This window comes from Streptomyces abyssomicinicus, from assembly GCF_008974245.1.
Lineage (GTDB): Bacteria > Actinomycetota > Actinomycetes > Streptomycetales > Streptomycetaceae > Streptomyces > Streptomyces abyssomicinicus.
In genome coordinates, this window is record NZ_BBZI01000005.1 from 136,553 (window position 1) to 155,365 (window position 18,813).

At 73.3% G+C, this 18,813-nt stretch carries 16 protein-coding genes and 1 pseudogene; 8 read left to right on the forward strand and 9 right to left on the reverse strand.

The window, feature by feature from the left end:
- The first annotated feature begins 45 nt into the window (after nucleotides 1-45).
- A complete protein-coding gene (locus GBN72_RS00630) occupies nucleotides 46-639 on the forward strand; it encodes a helix-turn-helix domain-containing protein (RefSeq protein WP_151769631.1) in 594 nt (197 codons plus the stop codon).
- Between the two features lie 58 nt (nucleotides 640-697).
- Here GBN72_RS00630 and GBN72_RS00635 read toward each other — a convergent pair whose 3' ends face one another.
- Entirely contained in the window at nucleotides 698-1,750 is a 1,053-nt protein-coding gene (locus GBN72_RS00635) for an SMP-30/gluconolactonase/LRE family protein (protein ID WP_151769632.1), read from the reverse strand.
- Between the two features lie 182 nt (nucleotides 1,751-1,932).
- On the opposite strand from GBN72_RS00635, the gene GBN72_RS00640 reads away from it, so the two are divergent.
- Nucleotides 1,933-3,741, forward strand: coding sequence for a flavin-containing monooxygenase (locus GBN72_RS00640; RefSeq protein WP_151769633.1), 1,809 nt, complete (start codon nucleotides 1,933-1,935; stop codon nucleotides 3,739-3,741).
- 194 nt (nucleotides 3,742-3,935) lie between these two features.
- Here GBN72_RS00640 and GBN72_RS00645 read toward each other — a convergent pair whose 3' ends face one another.
- The 3 genes from GBN72_RS00645 to GBN72_RS00655 all read right to left on the reverse strand — a co-directional run bounded on the left by GBN72_RS00645 (nucleotide 3,936) and on the right by GBN72_RS00655 (nucleotide 7,853).
- Nucleotides 3,936-5,366: an amino acid permease gene (locus tag GBN72_RS00645; protein ID WP_151769634.1), complete on the reverse strand. Its 1,431-nt coding sequence runs from the start codon at nucleotides 5,364-5,366 to the stop codon at nucleotides 3,936-3,938.
- A 167-nt stretch (nucleotides 5,367-5,533) separates the two neighbouring features.
- A complete protein-coding gene (gene argF, locus GBN72_RS00650) occupies nucleotides 5,534-6,544 on the reverse strand; it encodes an ornithine carbamoyltransferase (protein ID WP_151769635.1) in 1,011 nt (336 codons plus the stop codon).
- Between the two features lie 85 nt (nucleotides 6,545-6,629).
- Nucleotides 6,630-7,853: an arginine deiminase gene (locus GBN72_RS00655; protein ID WP_151769636.1), complete on the reverse strand. Its 1,224-nt coding sequence runs from the start codon at nucleotides 7,851-7,853 to the stop codon at nucleotides 6,630-6,632.
- Nucleotides 7,854-8,034: 181 nt separating this feature from the next.
- Here GBN72_RS00655 and GBN72_RS00660 point away from each other — a divergent pair, with 181 nt between their 5' ends.
- From GBN72_RS00660 to GBN72_RS00675, 4 genes and pseudogenes are all read left to right on the forward strand, one after another.
- Nucleotides 8,035-9,021, forward strand: coding sequence for a helix-turn-helix transcriptional regulator (locus GBN72_RS00660; protein WP_151769637.1), 987 nt, complete (start codon nucleotides 8,035-8,037; stop codon nucleotides 9,019-9,021).
- Between the two features lie 71 nt (nucleotides 9,022-9,092).
- Nucleotides 9,093-9,905: a PaaX family transcriptional regulator gene (locus GBN72_RS00665; RefSeq protein WP_151769638.1), complete on the forward strand. Its 813-nt coding sequence runs from the start codon at nucleotides 9,093-9,095 to the stop codon at nucleotides 9,903-9,905.
- A 135-nt stretch (nucleotides 9,906-10,040) separates the two neighbouring features.
- Nucleotides 10,041-10,232 (forward strand): annotated as a pseudogene (locus tag GBN72_RS34945) (LysE family translocator); the annotation flags it as partial.
- A 214-nt stretch (nucleotides 10,233-10,446) separates the two neighbouring features.
- Nucleotides 10,447-10,977: a GNAT family N-acetyltransferase gene (locus tag GBN72_RS00675; protein WP_151769640.1), complete on the forward strand. Its 531-nt coding sequence runs from the start codon at nucleotides 10,447-10,449 to the stop codon at nucleotides 10,975-10,977.
- Between the two features lie 125 nt (nucleotides 10,978-11,102).
- Here GBN72_RS00675 and GBN72_RS00680 read toward each other — a convergent pair whose 3' ends face one another.
- From GBN72_RS00680 to GBN72_RS00690, 3 genes are all read right to left on the reverse strand, one after another.
- Nucleotides 11,103-13,661, reverse strand: a complete 2,559-nt coding sequence (locus GBN72_RS00680) for a polynucleotide kinase-phosphatase (RefSeq protein ID WP_151769641.1) — start codon at nucleotides 13,659-13,661, stop codon at nucleotides 11,103-11,105.
- Nucleotides 13,658-15,277 carry a 3' terminal RNA ribose 2'-O-methyltransferase Hen1 gene (locus GBN72_RS00685; RefSeq protein WP_151769642.1) on the reverse strand — a complete coding sequence of 540 codons (1,620 nt, stop codon included), beginning with the start codon at nucleotides 15,275-15,277 and terminating at the stop codon, nucleotides 13,658-13,660. The genes GBN72_RS00680 and GBN72_RS00685 overlap by 4 nt, the downstream gene beginning before the upstream one ends.
- Before the next feature lie 167 nt (nucleotides 15,278-15,444).
- Nucleotides 15,445-16,368 carry an LLM class F420-dependent oxidoreductase gene (locus tag GBN72_RS00690; protein WP_151769643.1) on the reverse strand — a complete coding sequence of 308 codons (924 nt, stop codon included), beginning with the start codon at nucleotides 16,366-16,368 and terminating at the stop codon, nucleotides 15,445-15,447.
- A 246-nt stretch (nucleotides 16,369-16,614) separates the two neighbouring features.
- Between GBN72_RS00690 and GBN72_RS33915 the strand changes: the two genes are divergently transcribed.
- A complete protein-coding gene (locus tag GBN72_RS33915; protein WP_164540298.1) occupies nucleotides 16,615-16,785 on the forward strand; it encodes a hypothetical protein in 171 nt (56 codons plus the stop codon).
- A gap of 108 nt (nucleotides 16,786-16,893) precedes the next feature.
- Here GBN72_RS33915 and GBN72_RS00695 read toward each other — a convergent pair whose 3' ends face one another.
- Entirely contained in the window at nucleotides 16,894-17,079 is a 186-nt protein-coding gene (locus tag GBN72_RS00695; protein ID WP_151769644.1) for a DUF1737 domain-containing protein, read from the reverse strand.
- Between the two features lie 272 nt (nucleotides 17,080-17,351).
- Here GBN72_RS00695 and GBN72_RS00700 point away from each other — a divergent pair, with 272 nt between their 5' ends.
- Complete coding sequence (locus tag GBN72_RS00700) at nucleotides 17,352-17,735, forward strand: hypothetical protein (protein ID WP_151769645.1); 384 nt, start codon at nucleotides 17,352-17,354, stop codon at nucleotides 17,733-17,735.
- A 74-nt stretch (nucleotides 17,736-17,809) separates the two neighbouring features.
- On the opposite strand, the gene GBN72_RS00705 is transcribed toward GBN72_RS00700, so the two are convergent.
- A partial coding sequence (locus tag GBN72_RS00705) for an LppU/SCO3897 family protein (protein WP_439959721.1) occupies nucleotides 17,810-18,813 on the reverse strand: 1,004 nt, incomplete at its 5' end.

The window sequence follows — 18,813 nt, forward strand, 5'->3', positions numbered from 1 at the left end:
CCGCCCGGGCCGGGGCGACCCCGGTGGCCCGGTTACCCTTCGGGCGTGACGCAGCAACCCATGGCGCAGGAGCGGCGCCCCGCCAACGAGGGGTCCAAGGCGGCGGCCCGCAACCGGGCCGCCCTGGTCGCCGCCGCCCGGGAGATCTACGCGGCGCACGGCCTGGCCGCACCCCTGTCCGCGATCGCGCGCCGGGCCGGGGTGGGGCAGGGGAGCCTGTACCGGCACTTCCCCGACCGGGCCGCGATGGCGGCCGCCGTCCTGGAGGAGAACGTCCGGCAGATCGAGCGGGCGGCCGCCGCCGAGGACGCCGCCTTCGCCGGCGTCCTCGGTGTGCTGACCTGGCATCTCACCGAGTCGGCGGCCTTCATCGACCTGCTGCGCGCCGAGGGCGCCACCACCTGTCGCACCGACGGCCGCACGCACGCCCTGGTGCTGGCCGACCGGGTGGAGCGCGCCGTCCTGCGGCATCTGCCGCCCCCGCCCCGGCCCGCCGCGGCGGACGACCTCATGCTCGCCGTCGCCATGGTGTCCGGCGCGGTCACCGGCCTCACCCGGGAGGAACGGGAAGGCAGGGCCCTGGCGGCCTGGCGGCTGCTGGGCGTCGAGGTCGGGCCGGTACGGCCCTTCGACGCCTGACCCGCCGCCCACCTGACCCGCCGCCCGCTCGACCCGCCGCTGCTCGCCCCGCAGCCGTTCAGCCGCCGTTGGACTGCCGGGTCCCCTCGGCGAGCGCCTTGAACGTGTAGAGGTACCCTCCGGCGGGCCCGCTGACCGTCATGTACGCCTTCGTGCCGCCGGGCGTGATCGCCACGTTGGTCGCCGACTCCAGGCCCTCGGCGTCGGCCTCCGGCACCTCGACGGTCGCCAGGCGCTCCCCGTGCCGGTCGTACACCGCCATGGCGGGCCGGCCGTGCAGTGCCTGGTAGAGGTTGCCGTCCGCGTCCACGGCGATCGAGTCGGTCTGCGCGACGCCGCCGTCGACCCGGATCGCGGTGTGCCGGGACGCCACGCCGCCCTTCCCGTCGAGGAGGAAGTAGGAGATCCGGTTCTCCGTGAGTTCGGAGACCCACAGCCCGCGGTGCCTCTCGTCGAACGAGATCCCGTTGGGCGCCGCCATCCCGTCGGCCAGGACGGTGGCCTTCCGGGTGTCGCGGTCGATGCGCACCACGCGGCCCCGGTCCTCGCCCTCCCGGTAGCCGCGCGAGTCGCTGACGTACAGGTTGCCCTCCGGGTCGAAGGCGAGGTCGTCGGGGTTCATCCGCGCGCCGTCGACCTCACCGGAGAAGAAGGTCCGCGGATCGCTGCCGTCGGGGGCGAGGCTCAGGATCACCCCGCCGGCGAAGTCGGTGAGGTAGATGCGTCCGTCGTGCGGACCGAACTGCGCGGAGGTGTAGGCGCCCCGGCCGTCGGTGTGCAGCGCCCGTGAGGTCTTCCCGCGCACGTCGACGCTCATCAGCTTCGGCTCGCCCTCGGGCGCGGTGACGTCGACGACCAGCAGCCGGCCGTCCTCGCCGAAGGCGGGGCCCTCCAGCAGGGTCATCCCGGTCGCCTCGTGCACCTCGGTCAGCCGCATGAGCATCCTGGCGGGGACGGCCGCCGGCTTTCCGGCGCCGGACCTCCCGGCGCCCGCCCTCCCGTCGTCGTAGGAGGAGGCGGGGACCGTGCCGCACCCGGCGAGCGCCAGCACGCCGGCGGCGGCGAGCCAGGCCGGAAGCCGGATCGGGAATCGGAACGGGAGTCGCTGCATGGGGTGACCACTCTTCCTGTCCGCCGGGTACGGGCGCCGTGCGTCCGTCCTCGTACCGGACAGTGTTGTCCGGTAGGGGTACGGTAGCCGATGTGCCGCCGCCAATTCACGGGCGGCTGCGTCGAGTTGCGTGACAGGCCGGTACGCCGGCACCCCACTTCACAGAATCGAGGCCCCCTCGTATGACGACCCCTCAGGCGCCTTCCGGCCAGGAGCTCGCCGAGCTGAGGCAGCGTTACCGCCAGGAACGCGAACGGCGGGTGCGGCCCGACGGCGCCCGGCAGTACCGCGCCGCGGACGCCGAGTTCGGCTACTGGGCCGCCGATCCCTACGCGGGCGACGTCCCCGCGCGCGAGCCGCTGCGGGACACCGTGGACGTGGCCGTCGTCGGCGGCGGCTTCGGCGGCATCCTCGCCGGGGCCCGGTTGCGTCAGCGGGGCGTGGAGCGGGTCCGGATCGTCGAGAAGGGCGGCGACTTCGGGGGCACCTGGTACTGGAACCGGTACCCGGGCGTCCACTGCGACGTCGAGTCGCACGTGTACCTGCCGATGCTGGACGAGACCGGGTACGTGCCGGAGTGGAAGTACGCCCCCGGCGAGGAGATCCGCCGGCACGCCGTGCGCATCGCCGAGCGCTTCGACCTGTACCCGGACGCCCTCTTCTCCACCACGGTCACCTCCCTGACCTGGGACGAGGCCGCCGAGGTGTGGATCGTGGCCACCGACCGGGGCGACGAGTTCCGGGCCACGTACGTCGTCACGGCCACCGGCACCCTGTCCGAGCCGAAGCTGCCCGGCATCCCCGGCGTCGAGGACTTCAAGGGCCACACGTTCCACACCTCGCGCTGGGACTACGCCTACACCGGCGGCGGTCCGGACGGCGGCCTGACGGGGCTGGCGGGCAAGCGGGTCGGCGTCGTGGGCACCGGCGCCACCGGCGTGCAGGTCGTCCCGATGCTGGCCGAGGACGCCGGGCACGTCTACGTCTTCCAGCGCACCCCCTCGACCGTGGACGTGCGCGCCAACCGCCGCACCGGCGCGGAGGAGGTCGGCGCCGGCCGCGACGGCTGGGCGCGCGAGCGGCGGGAGAACTTCCTGCGCGTCGTCTCGGGCGAACCCGCCGGGCAGGACCTCGTGGCGGACGCCTGGACGGAGTCGGCCGGTCTGCTGGAGAAGCTCCTGCCGAGCTTCCGCCGCGACGGTGACCGCACGGCGTTCGAGGCGGCCTACGAGGCCGCCGACGCGGCCAAGATGAACGCGCTGCGCACCCGCGTCGAGCGCGCCGTCACCGACCCGGAGGTCGCCGAGAGGCTGAAGCCGTGGTACCGCTACGCCTGCAAGCGGCCCACCTTCTCCGACCTGTACTACCCGGCGTTCAACCGGGACAACGTCACACTGGTCGACACCGCGGACACCCACGGCCTGGAGCGCGTGACCGCCGAGGGCGTCGTGGTCGGCGGCACCGAGTACGCGCTCGACTGCCTGATCTTCGCCACCGGCTTCTCCGTCGGGGTGTCCGGTGTCGTCTCCGGCAGGCTCCCCGTCCACGGCCGGGGCGGCGTCCAGCTGCTCCACGCGTGGGCGGAGCGGGGGCCGCGCACCCTGCACGGCTTCACCAGCCACGGCTTCCCGAACCTCGTCCAGATGGGATCGCTGCAGAACGCGGCCAGCGTCAACTTCACGCACGTCCTGGACGAGCAGGCGGTGCACGCGGCGGCGCTGGTCGCGGCGGCCGAGGCGGCGGGCGCGGTGGTGGAGCCCAGCCGGGAGGCGGAGGACGCCTGGCTCGCCGTCCTCGCCGAGGGGGCGCCGCACCACGAGTGGTTCCACGCTCAGTGCACGCCGGGGTACTACAACCGGGAAGGGCTCGGCCGTCCCGACGGGCCGTCCGCCTACCCGCACGGCGCGGTCGCCTTCCACGACCTGCTGCGCCGGTGGCGTGCGGAGTCCCTGGGCGAGATCCTCCGGGACCGGGTCTCCGGCGGGTCCTGACGGCCTCCGCGCGGCGGGCCCGGCGGACGGTGACGGTCGCCGCGGCGACCGGTCCGCGGACACTCCACCGCCCCAGGTGCTCCTGCCCCACCCCGTGGACAGAATTCCGCCTGCCGGGGCGGGGGAGGGGCCCACGGACACGGCGAGGGGCCGCCGCGCGACGCGCGGCGGCCCCTCGCCGTGACCGGCCGGTGTCACCGCCAGGTGAGGACCGGAGCCTCCCCGGTGGCGCGGGAGGCCAGGACGGAGCGCTTGCGGCCGTAGCCGAGGTACAGGGCGAGACCCGCCGCCAGGAACCCGGCGAACTGCACCCAGGTGGACAGCCCCGTCTCGTACATCAGGTACAGGCAGAACAGCACGCCCAGCCCCGGCAGCACCGGCCCGAGGGGCACCCGGAACGGCCGCGCCAGCCCGGGCTCCCGCCGCCGCAGCGCGATCACCGCGACGTTGACGGCGGCCATGGCGCCCAGCGTGCCGATGGTGGACAGGTCGATCAGGCCGTCCAGCGGCACGAACGCCGCGACCAGTCCGAAGACCACGCCGACGACGACCGTGCCGGTCACCGGCGTCGAGGTCTTCGGCGAGACCTTCTCGAAGAGCCGCGGCATCAGGCCGTCGCGCGACATCGACATCAGGATCCGGCTCTGCCCGTAGGTCACCGCCAGCGTCACCGAGGCGATGGCCACCACCGCGCCGAAGGCGATGACCGCCCCGCCGATGTCGGAACCGGTGACCACGTCGACCACGTGGGACAGCGCGGCCGGCCGGCTGCCCACCTCCTCGGAGCCGATGGCGCCGATCGCCGCGAGGGCCACGGCGCAGTACAGGACGGTCACCAGGCCGATGCAGACCAGGATCGCGATCGGCACGTCGCGGCGCGGGTTGCGCGACTCCTCGCCCGCCGTCGTGATGGCGTCGAAGCCGATGTAGGAGAAGAACGCCGCCGAGGTGGCCGCGCCGACGCCCGCCACGCCCTCGGGGGCGAACGGGCTGAGGTGCCCGTCCTGGAAGGCGCTGAACCCGACCGCGCAGAACACCAGCAGGATGGTGATCTTGACGACCGCCATCACGGCGGTGGCGCGGGCGCTCTCCCGCACACCGCGGACCAGCAGCAGCGTGGCCAGGCCGATCAGGACGACGGCCGGCAGGTTGGCGACGCCGCCCTCGGTGGGCCCGTGCGAGAGGGCGGCGGGGAGCTGGAAGCCCAGCAGGCTGTCCAGCAGCTCGTTGACGTACTCGCTCCAGCCGACCGCCACCGCGGAGATGGAGATGCCGTACTCCAGCAGCAGGCACCAGCCGACCAGGAACGCCGCCGTCTCGCCGAGACCGGCGTAGGCGAACGAGTAGGACGAACCGGCCACCGGGATGGCGCCGCCGAGCTCGGCGAAGGAGAAGGCGGTGAAGACGCAGGTGACGGCGGCGAGGACGTAGGAGACGACGACCGCGGGGCCCGCCTCGGCGACCGAGCCGGACAGGCCGACGAAGATGCCGGTGCCGACCACGGCCCCGATGCCGAAGCAGATGAGGTGGAAGAGGCCCATCGTCCGCTTCAGGCCGTGACCCTCGAGGTCATGGCCCGATTCGGCGATCAGGAGCTGGGACGGCTTGACGCGTGGTGCGGGCATGCGGGTGGTGCTCGTTTCTGGGTGGTGCGGGGCGCGACGGGGTGGGTCGCGGCGCGACGGGGTGGGTCGCGGGTCGGGCGGCACAGGAAGGGATGGTTCCACGCCGCCCGGCGGTCGGGCCCCCGCGGCGCGACGGCCGCGGGGGGAGGATCACGGGGTCCGGTGCGTCACCGGCCGAGCGCGGCGACCATGACGGCCTTGATGGTGTGCAGGCGGTTCTCCGCCTCGTCGAAGACGACCGAGTGCTCCGACTCGAAGACCTCGTCGGTGACCTCCAGGGAGTCCAGGCCGTACTCGGCGTGGATCCGCCGGCCGACCTCGGTGCCGAGGTCGTGGAAGGCGGGGAGGCAGTGCAGGAACCGCACGTCCGGGTTGCCGGTGGCGCGCAGCACGTCCATGGTCACCGCGTACGGCGACAGCGCGGCGATCCGCTCGCCCCAGACCTCCTTGGGCTCGCCCATGGAGACCCAGACGTCGGTGGCGACGAAGTGGGCGCCCCGGACGCCCTCGGCGACCTCCTCGGTCAAGGTGACGCGCGCCCCGCTGATCTCCGCCAGCTTGTGGGCCCGGGCGACGACCTCCTCGGCCGGCCAGTAGGCGCGGGGCGCGACGATCCGCACGTCCATGCCGAGCAGGGCGCCGGTGATCAGGTACGAGTTGCCCATGTTGAACCGGGCGTCGCCCAGGTAGGCGAAGGCGGTCTCCTCCAGCGGCCGGTCGCCGTGCTCGGTCATGGTGAGCACGTCGGCGAGCATCTGGGTGGGGTGCCAGTCGTCGGTCAGGCCGTTGAAGACCGGCACGCCCGCGTGCGCGGCGAGCTCCTCCACCTTGGCCTGGCTGTCGCCGCGGTACTCGATCCCGTCGTACATCCGGCCCAGCACCCGGGCGGTGTCCTTGACGGACTCCTTGTGCCCGATCTGCGAGGCCGACGGGTCCAGGAAGGTCGTCGAGGCGCCCTGGTCGGCGGCGGCGACCTCGAAGGCGCAGCGGGTGCGGGTCGAGGTCTTCTCGAAGATCAGCGCGATGTTGCGGCCCCGCAGGTACTGGGTCTCGCTCCCGGCCTTCTTGGCCGCCTTCAGCTCGGCGGCCAGCTCTACCAGACCGCGGAACTCCTCACGGGTGAAGTCCAGCTCCTTGAGGAAGCTGCGGCCGGCGAGGGCGGAGGGGAGGAGGGGCATCACAAGCTCCTGGGCTGCTGCGGGGATGCTGGAATTCTATACGACGGGAAGAATGATTATTCACCCCGAGGTGGAAAGCGAGACCCTACACCGGATCCCGCTCCACCGGACAGCTCATGCAGCGCGGCCCGCCCCGCCCCCGTCCCAGCTCGTTGCCCCGGATCTCGATCACCTCGACCCCCTGCTTGCGCAGGTGCGTGTTGGTGGTGGTGTTCCGCTCGTAGGCGACCACCACGCCCGGCTCCACCGCCAGCACGTTGCACCCGTCGTCCCACTGCTCCCGCTCCGCCGCGTGGACGTCCTGGGTCGCGGTCAGCACCCGGATCTCGCTCAGGTCCAGCGCCGAGGCGATCGCCCGGTGCATGTGCTCCGGCGGATGGTCGGCGACCTCGATCCGCCGCCCGGCGCCGCCCGGCGTGATCGTGTAGGAGCGGAGCATGCCGAGGCCCGCGTACTGGGTGAAGGTGTCCCGGTCCACCATGGTCATCACGGTGTCCAGGTGCATCGTCGCCCGGCGCTTCGGCATGTCCAGCGCCACCACGGTGCGCGCCGAGCCGGTGGCGAAGAGCTTGTGGGCGATCATCTCCACCGCCTGCGGGGTGGTCCGCTCGCTCATCCCGATCAGTACCGCCCCGTTGCCCATCACCAGCACGTCGCCGCCCTCGATGGTCGACGGGTAGTCCGCGTGCCCCTGCGACCAGATGTGGAACTCCTCACGGCGGAAGAGCGGATGGTGCCGGTAGATCGCCTCGAAGTGCACCGTCTCGCGCCGCCGGGCCTGCCAGCGCATCGCGTTGATGGACACCCCGTCGTAGATCCAGGCCGAGGTGTCGCGGGTGAAGAGGTGGTTGGGCAGCGGGTCCAGCAGGAAGTCGTCCAGCTCCATCACGTGGAACCGGACGGAGACGGGCTCCGGGTGCTCGTCCAGGTACTCCCGCTTGGTCATGCCGCCGATCAGCGCCTCGGCCAGCCGGCCGGACGGCAGCGCCTCGAAGACGGATCTCAGGTGGCCGGTGGCGAGCGGGCCGAACTCCCGGGTGTCGAACACCTCGTCCAGGACGAGGGCGCGGGCCTCGGGGAAGTCCAGTGTCTCGGCCAGCAGGTCGCCGAAGAGGTGCACGGCGACGCCGCGCTCGCGCAGCACCGAGGCGAAGGCGTCGTGCTCCGCCTGGGCGCGCCGCACCCAGAGCACGTCGTCGAAGAGCAGGTCGTCCTTGTTGCTGGGCGTGAGCCGTTTCAGCTCCAGGCCCGGACGGTGCAGCACGACCCGGCGCAGCCGGCCGGCCTCTGAGTCGACGTGGAATCCCATGCCACTCATCCTGACCGCGACGGCCCGACTTCATCCCTGTTCACCTGCTCCTTCCGCCCGCAAGCAGCAGCCCCGGCCCGCCCGGAGCTTTACGCCGGACAAGATCCGTGCGAAGTTGCGGCATTGCGCCATGGCATGAACCCGCCGTGCCCGGGCGGGACAGGAACGAGTGGGGGCCACGATGATCCAGGATGTGCTGGGACTGACGGAGAACGAGTCGAACGCCTACCGCGAGCTGCTGCGCCGCCCCTCCTGTTCCGCCGGGGAACTGGCCGGGGTGCTGGAGGTGCCCGAGGGTGAGGCGGCGCGGCTGATGGGCCGTCTGGAATCGCTGGGCCTGGCCGCCCGCAACGGGCAGGCGCCCGGCCGGCTGAGCGCCTCCCCGCCCCGGCTCGCCCTCGGCTCGATGCTGGTCCACCAGCAGAACGCGCTGCGGCTCGCGGAACTCGAACTCGGCTCGCTGGAGGAGGTGTACCGGGCGACCATGGCCGAGCGGTCCTCCTCCGACGTCCTCGACGTGGTCCGCGGCGCGGACGCCACCCGGCAGCGGCTGGAACAGCTCCAGACCGGGGCGCGCAGCGAGTTCCTCTGCCTCTCCCAGGCCCCCGCCCGCTTCGTCTCCGTCGCCGAGAACACCGCCACCGAGGCCGCCGCGGCGGCGCGCGGGGTCGCCTACCGGGTGGTGCTGGAGCGCCGGATGCTGGAGGAGAGCGAGGGCATCGTCGAGGAGCTGGAGCGCGCGGCCGAAGCGGGGGAGGAGGTGCGGGTCACCGACTCCGTCCCGGTCAAGCTGGTGATAGCCGACCGCGAGCTGGCGATGGTGCCGATGGGCGGCCGGGGCGACGCGGCGGACGGCGCCCTGCTGGTGCGGCCCAGCGGTCTCCTCGACGCCCTGATGGGCCTCTTCGAGCTCGTCTGGCACCGCAGCTCGCGCTTCACGGCGCCCCGGGCGGGGCAGGTGCTGGAGTCCACGTCGAGCGCCCTGGACGAGACGGACGCCCGCATCATGAGCCTGCTGGTCGCCGGGCTCACCGACCAGGCGGTCGCCGTCCGCCTCGGCCTGTCGTTGCGCACCGTGCAGCGCCGGGTGGGCCAGCTGATGAAGCTCACCGGCGCCCAGACCCGCCTCCAGCTGGGGCTTCAGGCCGCGCGCCTCGGCTGGGCATGAGCGCCCGGACCGGCCGCGGAGCCCCCCGCCGCGGCCCCCCGGTGACACTCCGTCATGCCCGCCCGCCTAAAATGATCAACGTGTCCGACCAGCGCGCTCCCCGATCCCTCATCGTCACGCTCTACGGCGCGTACGGCCGTCACCTGCCAGGACCGCTGCCCGTCTCGGAGCTGATCCGGCTGCTCGCCGCGGTCGGCGTCGACGCCCCCGCCGTCCGCTCGGCGGTCTCCCGGCTCAAGCGGCGCGGCATGCTCGTCCCCGCCCGCACCTCCTGCGGCGCGGCGGGCTACGAGCTCTCCGCGGACGCGCGGCAGCTGCTGGACGACGCCGGACGCCGGCTGCTCGCCGGCCCGCCCGGGGACGAGGGCTGGCTGCTCGCCGTCTTCTCCGTGCCGGAGACACTGCGGCAGCGCCGCCACGTACTGCGCACCCGGCTCGCCCGCCTCGGGTTCGGCGCGGCCGCGCCGGGCGTGTGGATAGCCCCGGCCCGCGTCCACGACGAGACCCGGCACACCCTCGGCCGGCTGGGCCTCGACGCCTACGTCGACCTCTTCCGCGGCGAGCACCTCGGGTTCCCGCCCACCGGGGAGGCGCTGGCCCGCTGGTGGGACCTCGCCGCCATCGCCGCCCGCTACGAGGACTTCCTCGACCGGCACACCGGGCTGCTGCGGGAATGGGAGCAGCGGGCCGACACCCCCGCGGAGGAGGCCTACCGGGACTACCTGCTGACCCTCGACGCCTGGCGCGAGCTGCCGTACGCGGATCCGGGCCTGCCGCCGCGGCTGCTGCCCGCGGACTGGCCGGGGCCGCGCGCCGCCGCGCTCTTCGGCGCCCTGCGCGAACGGCTGCGCGAGGGCGCGTGCAGCTTCGTCGGGCAGGCCTGAGGCTTCGTCGCCGGAGCCCTCGTCGCCGGAGGCCTTGTCACCGGGCCTCGTCGTCGGAGCCCCGCCGTCGGGGGCGCGGGTGCCGGACGGCAGGCCGTGGTATCCGGTCGCCGACTGCGGAGAGGAAACCGACCGGTGATCACACTGAGCGCGGTGGCAGGGGTGGCCCTGATCGAACTGGGGATGGCCCTGACGCCGGGACCGAACATGGTCCACCTCGCCTCCCGCGCGATCACCCAGGGCCGCAGGGCGGGCCTGGTGACCCTCGGCGGGACCGCGGTCGGGTTCCTGTGCCACCTGCCGGCCGCGGCCGCGGGCCTGTCCGCCCGGCCCCGCGTCATGGCCGTCCAGCGGTTCACGGCGCGCGGCCTGCTCGGCGTCTTCGCGCTGCGCACCGCCCTCTCCCGTACCCCGGCACCCGCCTGACCGGCGGCGCGACGAGTGGGCGGACGGCCCTCGCCGCGGCCGGTGACCGGAAGCGGTGACCGATCGCGCAGACGCCGCTTCGGGGCGGACCGGCGTGCTGGTTAGGCTGGCCGCCATGTCTGAACATGTACGACTGCGCCCCGTCGCCGAGAGGGATCTCGACCTCTTCGAGCGTCTTCACGAGGACCCCGCGGAGGCCGGGGAGCTGGGCTTCTTCGGCCACCGCAACCCGGGGCAGCTCCGCCGCCAGTGGTCGGAGCGGGGCTTCCTCACCGCGGAGGGCGGGCGGCTGGCCGTCGCCCACGCCGACGACGACCGGTTCCTCGGTGAGGTCCAGTGGCACCAGGTGCTGCAGGGACCGGCGTCCCCGTGCTGGAACATCGGGATCCTGCTCCTCACCGCCGAACGCGGCAACGGGTACGGCAAGCGCGCCCAGCGCCTCCTCGTCGAGTACCTCTTCGCCCACACCCAGGTGAACCGTGTCGAGGCGGGCACCGAGGTGGCCAACGTCGCCGAGCAGAAGGCCCTGGAGTGGGCGGGCTTCACCCGTGAGGGCGTGCTGCGGGGCGCGTGCTTCCGCGGCGGTGCCTGGCGGGACATGGTGGGGTACTCGGTGCTGCGCGCGGAGGTCGTCCCCCAGGCGTGACGCCCCCTCCCGTGCGGGAGCGCGGGAGGGGGCGGTGGAGGCGGTGCGTGCGTACGCGCCGCCTCCACTCCGGGCGGCCCGCCGGGCCCCGCGCCCCGGTCGCGGTGCGGGTGCCCCCGGCCGCCCTACAGCCGGGGGTCCACCGGCTCGGACTCCAGCGACAGGACCGCGAACACCGCCTCGTGGACCCGCCACAGCGGTTCCCCCTCGGCGAGGCGGTCCAGTGCCTCCAGCCCCAGCGCGTACTCGCGCAGCGCCAGCGACCGCTTGTGCCCCAGGTGCCGCTGCCGCAGCCGCTCCAGGTTGTCCGGCCGTGTGTACTCCGGACCGTAGATGATCCGCAGGTACTCCCGGCCCCGGCACTTGACGCCGGGCTGCACCAGCCGTCCCTCCGCGTCCCGCACCGTCGCGCCGAGCGGTTTGACGACCATGCCCTCGCCGCCCCGGCCGGTCAGGTCCAGCCACCAGTCGACGCCGGCGGCCACCGAGGCGGGGTCGGCGGTGTCCACCAGCAGCCGCCCGGTGCGCCGCAGCAGCCCGCTGCCGTCGGCCTCCACCAGCCGGTCCAGCCACGCCAGCTGCTCGTCGTGCGGCACGCCCGCGAGACTGCGGCCCCGCCCGGCCAGGAGCTGGAACGGCGCGAACCGCACGCCCTCCAGACCCTCGGTGCTCCAGCAGTACCGGCGGTAGGCGTCGGTGAACGCCCCCGCGTCCGCCGCCCGTTCACGCTGCCGGGCGAGCAGCCCCGACACGTCCACGCCGCGCGCCCCCGCCGCCTCCAGCGCGGCCAGCGCGCCCGGGAAGACCGCCCCGGAGGCGGCCCCCACCGCCGCGTACTGGTTGCGCAGCAGCCCGGCCGCCTTCAGCGACCAGGGCAGCAGCTCGCCGTCCAGCAGCAGCCAGTCGGTGTCCAGCTCCGCCCACAGCCCGGCGCCGTCGATCGCCGAGCGGAGCCGGCCGAGGACCTCCTCGGTGACCTGCCCGTCGTCGAAGAACGGCCGCCCGGTGCGGGTGTAGAGTGAACCGGTGGGCCCGTCCACGCCGAACCGTTCCCGGGCCGCCGCCGCGTCCCGGCAGACCAGGGCCACCGCGCGCGAGCCCATGTGCTTCTCCTCGCACACCACCCGCCCGACACCGGCCGCCGCGTACTGCGCGAACGCCTCCGCCGGGTGCTCCAGGTAGCCGTCGGCCCCGGAGGTCGCCGTCGGCGCCATGGTCGGCGGCAGGTACGGCAGCAGCCGCGGGTCCACCGCGAACCGGCTGATCACCTCCAGCGCGGCCGCCGCGTTCTCCTCGCGCACCGAGATCCGTCCGGCGTGCCGGGTCTCCACGATCCGCCGGCCCCGCACGTCGTCCAGGTCCAGCGGACGCCCCTGGTGGCCGCCCGGTGCCTCGTTCACCAGCGGCTTCACCGGCTCGTACCAGACCCGCTCGGCCGGCACCTCCACCAGCTCCCGCTCCGGGTAGCGCAGCGCGGTCAGCTTGCCGCCGAAGACGACACCGGTGTCCAGGCAGATGGTGTTGTTGAGCCAGGTGGCCGTCGGCACCGGGGTGTGGCCGTAGACGACCGCGGCCCGGCCCCGGTAGTCCTCCGCCCACGGGTAGCGCACCGGCAGCCCGAACTCGTCGGTCTCCCCGGTGGTCTCGCCGTACAGGGCGTGCGAGCGCACCCGCCCGGAGGTCCGGCCGTGGTACTTCTCCGGCAGACCCGCGTGGCAGACCACCAGCCGGCCCTCGTCGAGCACGTAGTGGCTGACCAGCCCGTCGATGAACCTGCCGACCCGCTCCTTGAACTCCTCGCTCTCGCCCTCCATCTGGGCGACCGTCTCGGCCAGGCCGTGGGTGTGCTGGACCTGGCGGCCCCGCAGGTAGCGGCCGAACTTGTTCTCGTGGTTGCCCGGCACGCACAGCGCGTTCCCGGACTCCACCATCGACATCACCCGCCGCAGCACACCCGGCGAATCGGGACCGCGGTCCACCAGGTCGCCGACGAACACGGCGGTCCGCCCCTCGGGGTGCACGCCGTCGGTGTAGCCCAACTTCGCCAGCAGCGACTCCAGTTCGATGGAGCAGCCGTGGATGTCGCCCACGATGTCGAACGGACCGGCCAGATGGGTCAGGTCGTTGAACCGCTTCTCGGTGACCAGGGTGGCGTTCTCGACCTCCTCGACGCCGCGCAGCACGTGCACCTTGCGGAAGCCCTCGCGCTCCAGGTGCCGCAGCGAGCGCTTCAGTTCGCGGGTGTGCCGCTGGACGACCCGGCGCGGCATGTCCGCCCGGTCCGCGCGGGCGGCGTTGCGCTCCGCGCACACGGATTCCGGCACGTCCAGCACGATGGCGACGGGCAGCACGTCGTGCTCGCGCGCCAGCCGGACCAGCTGCCCGCGGGCCTCCTGCTGCACGTTGGTGGCGTCCACCACCGTCCGCCGGCCGGCCGCGAGCCGCTTCCCGGCGATGTAGTGCAGGACGTCGAAGGCGTCCTTGGTGGCGCTCTGGTCGTTCTCGTCGTCGGACACCAGCCCGCGGCAGAAGTCCGAGGAGATCACCTCGGTGGGCCTGAAGTGCCGCCGCGCGAACGTGGACTTGCCGGAGCCGGAGGCGCCGATCAGCACCACCAGGGACAGGTCGGTGACGGGCAGGACACGCCCGGCGGGCCGGGCCTCCTGCACAGGTGCGTCGGTCATGCCGATGCCTCCTCACGGGTCGCGTGCCCGGAACGGGCGCGGGCCGGACCGGCGTGCCGCTCGGATCCGGTGTCCGCGCACAGGGTGAACAGGGCGAGCTGGGTCGGCGGCCCCACCTCGGGGTCGTCCGGGCCGACGGGCCGGTACTCCACGTCGTAGCCGAACCGGGCCGCGACCGAGTCCGCCCAGGCGCGGAACTCCTCACGGCTCCACTCGAACCGGTGGTCGCCGTGCCGGACGTGGCCGGCCGGCAGCGACTCCCAGCGCACGTTGTACTCGACGTTCGGGGTGGTGACGACGACGGTGCGGGGCCGCGCCGAGCCGAACACGGAGTACTCCAGGGCCGGCAGCCGCGGCAGGTCCAGGTGCTCGATCACCTCGCTGAGCACCGCCGCGTCGTACCCCTTGAGCCTGCTGTCGGTGTAGACCAGCGATCCCTGGAGCAGCCGGACCCGCGACGCCTGCCGCTCGCCCATCCGCTCCAGCCGCAGCCGGCGCGAGGCGATGGCGAGCGCCCGCACCGACACGTCCACCCCGACGACCTCGTCGTACCGGGTGTCCTTCAGCAGCTCCCGCACGAGATGGCCCTCACCGCAGCCCAGGTCCAGGACCCGGGCGGCGCGCCGCTCGCGCAGCGCGGCCAGGATCGCCTCCCGGCGCTGCCGCGCCAGCGGCACGGGGCGCTCCCCGGCGGCGGCTTCCTCGGCGGCGGCTTCCGTGGCGCCGACTTCCATGGCGGCGGCGTCGGAGTCGGGCCCGGTGTCCGCACCGGCCTCGGGCTCCGCCTCGGCGGGCACCGCGTTGTCGATCTCCTCGACCTCGGTGTCGTCCGCCTGCGCCAGCCGCAGCAGCTCCTGGCGTTCGGTCTCCAGCCTCTCCTCCGCCTGCCGGGTCAGCGACCACCGGCGCGCCAGGTACCGGTTGGTGATCAGCCGCTGCTGCGGGTGGTCGGACAGCCAGCCCTCACCCGCCCGCAGCAGCTTGTCGACCTCGTCGGGGGAGACCCAGTAGTGCTTGGCGCCGTCCAGCACCGGCAGCAGCACGTACAGGTGGCGCAGCGCCTCCGCCACCGTCAGCCGGTCCGACTCCAGGACCAGCGAGACGTACCGGGAGTCGCCCCACTCGGGGAACGTCACGTCCAGCGGTACCGGCCGCACGACGGCCGTCCAGCCCAGCGGCTCGAACAGCCCGGTCACCAGCTCCGGGCCGCCCCGCGCCGGCAGCGACGGGATCTCCACCCGCAGCGGCAGCGCCCGGCCGGGCAGCTCCGGACGCGCCGCGCACTGCCCCTTCATCGCCGTGGAGAACACCGTGCTCAGCGCCACCGCCAGCAGCGAGGACGCCGCGTACGGGCGGTCGTTGACGTACTGGGCGAGCGCCGAGTCCGGCGCCCCGCCGCGCCCCTTGCCCCGGCCGCGGCGCACCAGCGCGACGGGGTCGACCTCCAGCAGCAGCGCCGCCGTGCAGCGCTCCTCGGTGGCCTCCGGGTAGACGACGTGCGCGGTGCCGTAGGACGTGGAGAAGGGCTGCGCCTTGTCGGGATGCTTGTGCAGCAGGAACCCGAGGTCGGTGGCCGGGCTCCCCGGCGTGCCGGTGGCGGTGATGGTCAGGAACATCCGGGCTCCTCTCCCGTTCGGCCCGCACGGCGTCGGCGACGACCGCGGCGGGACGCGCGAAACCCCCGGGACACGCTGTCCCGGGGGTTCGCAGGACGACGCCGCTCACCATCGCACAACGGGTGCGACCTGCGCCCTTCGTTTATCCGGCCGTGCGGCGAGGGACGTCAGCCGAGCTGGCTCTGCACCTGGGAGGCGATCAGTTCCAGGTGGTCCAGGTCCTCCAGGTCGAGCAGCTGGAGGTAGACGCGCTGCGACCCGGCCTCGGCGTAGCGGCCGATCTTCTCGACGACCTCGGCGGGGGAGCCCGCCAGGCCGTTGAGCTTCAGCTCGTCCACCTCACGGCCGATCCGCCCGGCGCGGCGGGCCACCTCGGCGTCGTCGCGGCCCACGCACACCACCAGGGCGTTGGAGTAGGTCAGGTCGTCGGCGGCCCGGCCGGCTTCCACGGCGGCGGCGCCCACCCGCTCGAACAGGGCCTTGCTGTCCTCGACGGAGATGAACGGCGCGTTGAACTCGTCGGCGTAACGGGCGGCCAGCCGCGGGGTGCGCCTGGCGCCGGTGCCGCCGATCAGGACCGGCACCTTGGACTGCGCCGGCTTCGGCAGGGCGGGGGAGTCGGTCAGGTCGTAGTACGTCCCGTGGTGGCTGAAGGTCTTGCCGACCTCGGTGGCCCACATCCCGGTGACGATCTCCAGCTGCTCCTCCAGGCGGGCCAGCTTCTCCTTGGGGAAGGGGATGCCGTAGGCCTTGTGCTCGTCCTCGTACCAGCCCGCGCCCAGGCCGAGTTCGATGCGCCCGCCGGACATCTGGTCGACCTGCGCGACCTGGATGGCGAGCACGCCGGGAAGGCGGAAGGTGCCCGCCGTCATCAGCGTGCCGAGGCGGATCCGCTTGGTCTCCCGGGCGAGGCCGGCCAGGGTGATCCAGGCATCGGTCGGGCCGGGCAGGCCGGTGACGTCGCCCATGTGCAGGTAATGGTCGGAGCGGAAGAAGGCGTCGAAGCCGAGGTCCTCGGTGGCCTTCGCGACCGTGAGCAGGGTGTCGTAGGTCGCCCCCTGCTGGGGCTCGGTGAAGATTCGCAGGTCCATGCCCCCATCCTGCACCCGATCGCGGGCGGAGGTCACACCGCGCCCACCGGTCCCACGTTCCCCGTGCTCACCGGCAGAGTGAAAAAGCGTCAACCCGGCGACGGTTCGATGGCCGATGCAGTGACCGCCATCTGGGGTGATCGTTGGTTCGGGCGGAGCCGGGCCGACCCGGCTCCGCCCCGGTGCTCCGACGCCGGGGCGTCTGTCGCGTTCGCCCCTTCGGGGCCAGGGCCTGGGAGCCTTTTCATGCCGGAAGAGACCGTGCCGCAGTCCGCTGCGTCGAGTGTGCAGAGCGTCCCGCAGCAGCCGGCGGGCCTGCTGCAGCAGATGGAGGAGCTGATGGCCGCTCTCAACGCGGACCTCTCCGACCTGGGGGCGGCCCTCGGTGGCCGCCCGGAGGACCGCGACGTGCTCTGACCGTCAGGTGGCCCCGCGGCGGGGCCGCGCCGACACGGTCGGAACACCGGCGAGCCCCCGCCGGTGCGCCCGCCCCGCCACCCCGCCGCCGGGCCCCTCACGTACCCCTCACGTACCCCTCGGCCAGAGCACCGCCTGGGCGACGACGACGCGCTCGCCGTCGAAGGTGACGGCGGGTCCTTCGTGCAACTCGTAGCCGAGAGCGAGCGCTTCGCTCACCCGTCGGCAGAACGCGGCGTCGTCCGGTCCGGTCAGGACGCGGTAGACGGGCAGTCCGTCCGGTGGTGTGCTCATGCGGCCAAGGATCTCAGACCCGCCGGCCGTGCCGCCCCGGCCCTTCACCGGACCGGCCCCCCGCCTCGCCCGGGCATCCCGGCGTCCCGGGGGATCCCGTCGGCACGGAGTCGACCGACGTGTCGTATCAGAGGTGACGAGCCGGGCGTTTCTCCGGCAAAGGTTGACGGACAAAGTCAACGTCCGGCGGATGAATGCCGCCCCTCGCCGCTCCTAGAGTCGCGGCTCAACGGATCCCCACCGGGGATCCTCTACTCCACTCGGAGGGGCACATGTTCTTGCGCACCCGTGCGGGACGCAACACCGCGTCCGTCCTGACCACCCTTCTGCTGCTCGGAGGTATGGGGGCCGCCACAGCGGGCACGTCGCACGCCGGCTCACAGGCCGTCTACTGCAACGTCTACGGCGGCGTCAACGGAGGCGGCCAGGGCGTCATGAAGGGGACCTACAACCTCAAGAACGGCCCCTCCGCCTCCTGTCCCAACCAGCGCAGCGTGAGCACGAACACCACGTTCTACTTCTGGTGCGGCGGCTACAACGACGCCGGGAACCTGTGGCTGTACGGACGCGTGGCGGGGGGAAGCAGCGCCTCGGACTACGGCTGGATGTCCGCCGACAACTTCAAGTCCTGGCCCACCGGCTGGTCGTACTGCTGACCGGTCGTGAGGACGGCGACCGTGCGTTCCTCAGGGGCGGACCCCCTGAGGAACGCGCGGTGGCCACCCCCTGCCTAGGCGGTGTCGGGTGCGATCCTGCCCATGCACAGGCGGACGTTCAGTTCGGGTGACCCGTCCACGGTGAAGTAGTGGTCCCTCTTGTGGTGGGGGACCCGCTCGCAGTCGGCCGGGGAACTCTCGCCCTCGATGCGGCTGACCACCACGAATCCGCCCGGACGGCACTGCTCCACGGTCGCCTTGCCGTCGGGGCCGCCGCCGACGCAGTCGCCCCGGTCCGCGTTGTACGCGGCGCCGTCGCGGTGGCGGTACACCAGACAGACCGTCATGTCCGGACCGCGGACGGCGTAGCGCCACTCGACGTGGTCGACGTAGTCGCACACGCTGCGGTCGGTGGTGTTCTCGAAGGCGCGCAGGACCTCGAACACGTCACCCCCACCGCACCCGGCCGGCTTGAAGTCCATGTCCCGCATGGTCCCGGCGTTGCGGAAGCAGTCGCCCCGGGACACGTCGACGAAGGCGTGGCCGGGCTCGGCCGCGTCGTCGGACGGGCTCGCCTGGTGCGTGGCCCCGGTGTTGCCGGTGCCGCTGGTGCCGTCCGGGTCGGACAGCGCGGTCACGATCCACCAGGCGCCGAACACCGCGACCGCCACGAGCGCGAGGACGGCGAGCGGCGCCCGCCAGGAGCGCGGGGGGTGCGCGGTCGCTTCCGGCTCCGGTTCCGGTTCCAGAGGGTCGGTGGCCTGCGTCGGCTCGGTCGCCTGTGTCGCGTCCGTGGTGAAGATTTTTGTGGGGTCGAGGTCGTGTGGTCCGGGGAGGACGGTGGTGGGTTCGAGTTGGGTGTAGCGGTGTAGTTCGGTGTGTTGTTGCCGGATGAGTGCGTGGATGGCTTGGGGCCACTGGGGTGGAACGGCGGGCGGTGCGGCGATCGTGGCCAGCAAGGTCTGTGCGTCGGGGCGTTGGTGGGGGTCGGGGGTGAGGCAGGGTTCGATGATGTGGCGTAGTGGGGTGGGGAGGTGGGTGAGGTCGGCGGTGGCGGTGATCACGTTGTAGCGGGTGT

What these genes read in the sequence shown, in the direction of transcription:
- GBN72_RS00635 (WP_151769632.1), bottom strand. Translation starts at nt 1,750, where the DNA reads ATGCAGCGACTCCCGTTCCGATTCCCGATCCGGCTTCCGGCCTGGCTC.
- GBN72_RS00640 (WP_151769633.1), top strand. Translation starts at nt 1,933, where the DNA reads ATGACGACCCCTCAGGCGCCTTCCGGCCAGGAGCTCGCCGAGCTGAGG.
- GBN72_RS00645 (WP_151769634.1), bottom strand. Translation starts at nt 5,366, where the DNA reads ATGCCCGCACCACGCGTCAAGCCGTCCCAGCTCCTGATCGCCGAATCG.
- argF (WP_151769635.1), bottom strand. Translation starts at nt 6,544, where the DNA reads ATGCCCCTCCTCCCCTCCGCCCTCGCCGGCCGCAGCTTCCTCAAGGAG.
- GBN72_RS00655 (WP_151769636.1), bottom strand. Translation starts at nt 7,853, where the DNA reads ATGGGATTCCACGTCGACTCAGAGGCCGGCCGGCTGCGCCGGGTCGTG.
- GBN72_RS00660 (WP_151769637.1), top strand. Translation starts at nt 8,035, where the DNA reads ATGATCCAGGATGTGCTGGGACTGACGGAGAACGAGTCGAACGCCTAC.
- GBN72_RS00665 (WP_151769638.1), top strand. Translation starts at nt 9,093, where the DNA reads ATGATCAACGTGTCCGACCAGCGCGCTCCCCGATCCCTCATCGTCACG.
- GBN72_RS00675 (WP_151769640.1), top strand. Translation starts at nt 10,447, where the DNA reads ATGTCTGAACATGTACGACTGCGCCCCGTCGCCGAGAGGGATCTCGAC.
- GBN72_RS00680 (WP_151769641.1), bottom strand. Translation starts at nt 13,661, where the DNA reads ATGACCGACGCACCTGTGCAGGAGGCCCGGCCCGCCGGGCGTGTCCTG.
- GBN72_RS00685 (WP_151769642.1), bottom strand. Translation starts at nt 15,277, where the DNA reads ATGTTCCTGACCATCACCGCCACCGGCACGCCGGGGAGCCCGGCCACC.
- GBN72_RS00690 (WP_151769643.1), bottom strand. Translation starts at nt 16,368, where the DNA reads ATGGACCTGCGAATCTTCACCGAGCCCCAGCAGGGGGCGACCTACGAC.
- GBN72_RS33915 (WP_164540298.1), top strand. Translation starts at nt 16,615, where the DNA reads ATGCCGGAAGAGACCGTGCCGCAGTCCGCTGCGTCGAGTGTGCAGAGC.
- GBN72_RS00695 (WP_151769644.1), bottom strand. Translation starts at nt 17,079, where the DNA reads ATGAGCACACCACCGGACGGACTGCCCGTCTACCGCGTCCTGACCGGA.
- GBN72_RS00700 (WP_151769645.1), top strand. Translation starts at nt 17,352, where the DNA reads ATGTTCTTGCGCACCCGTGCGGGACGCAACACCGCGTCCGTCCTGACC.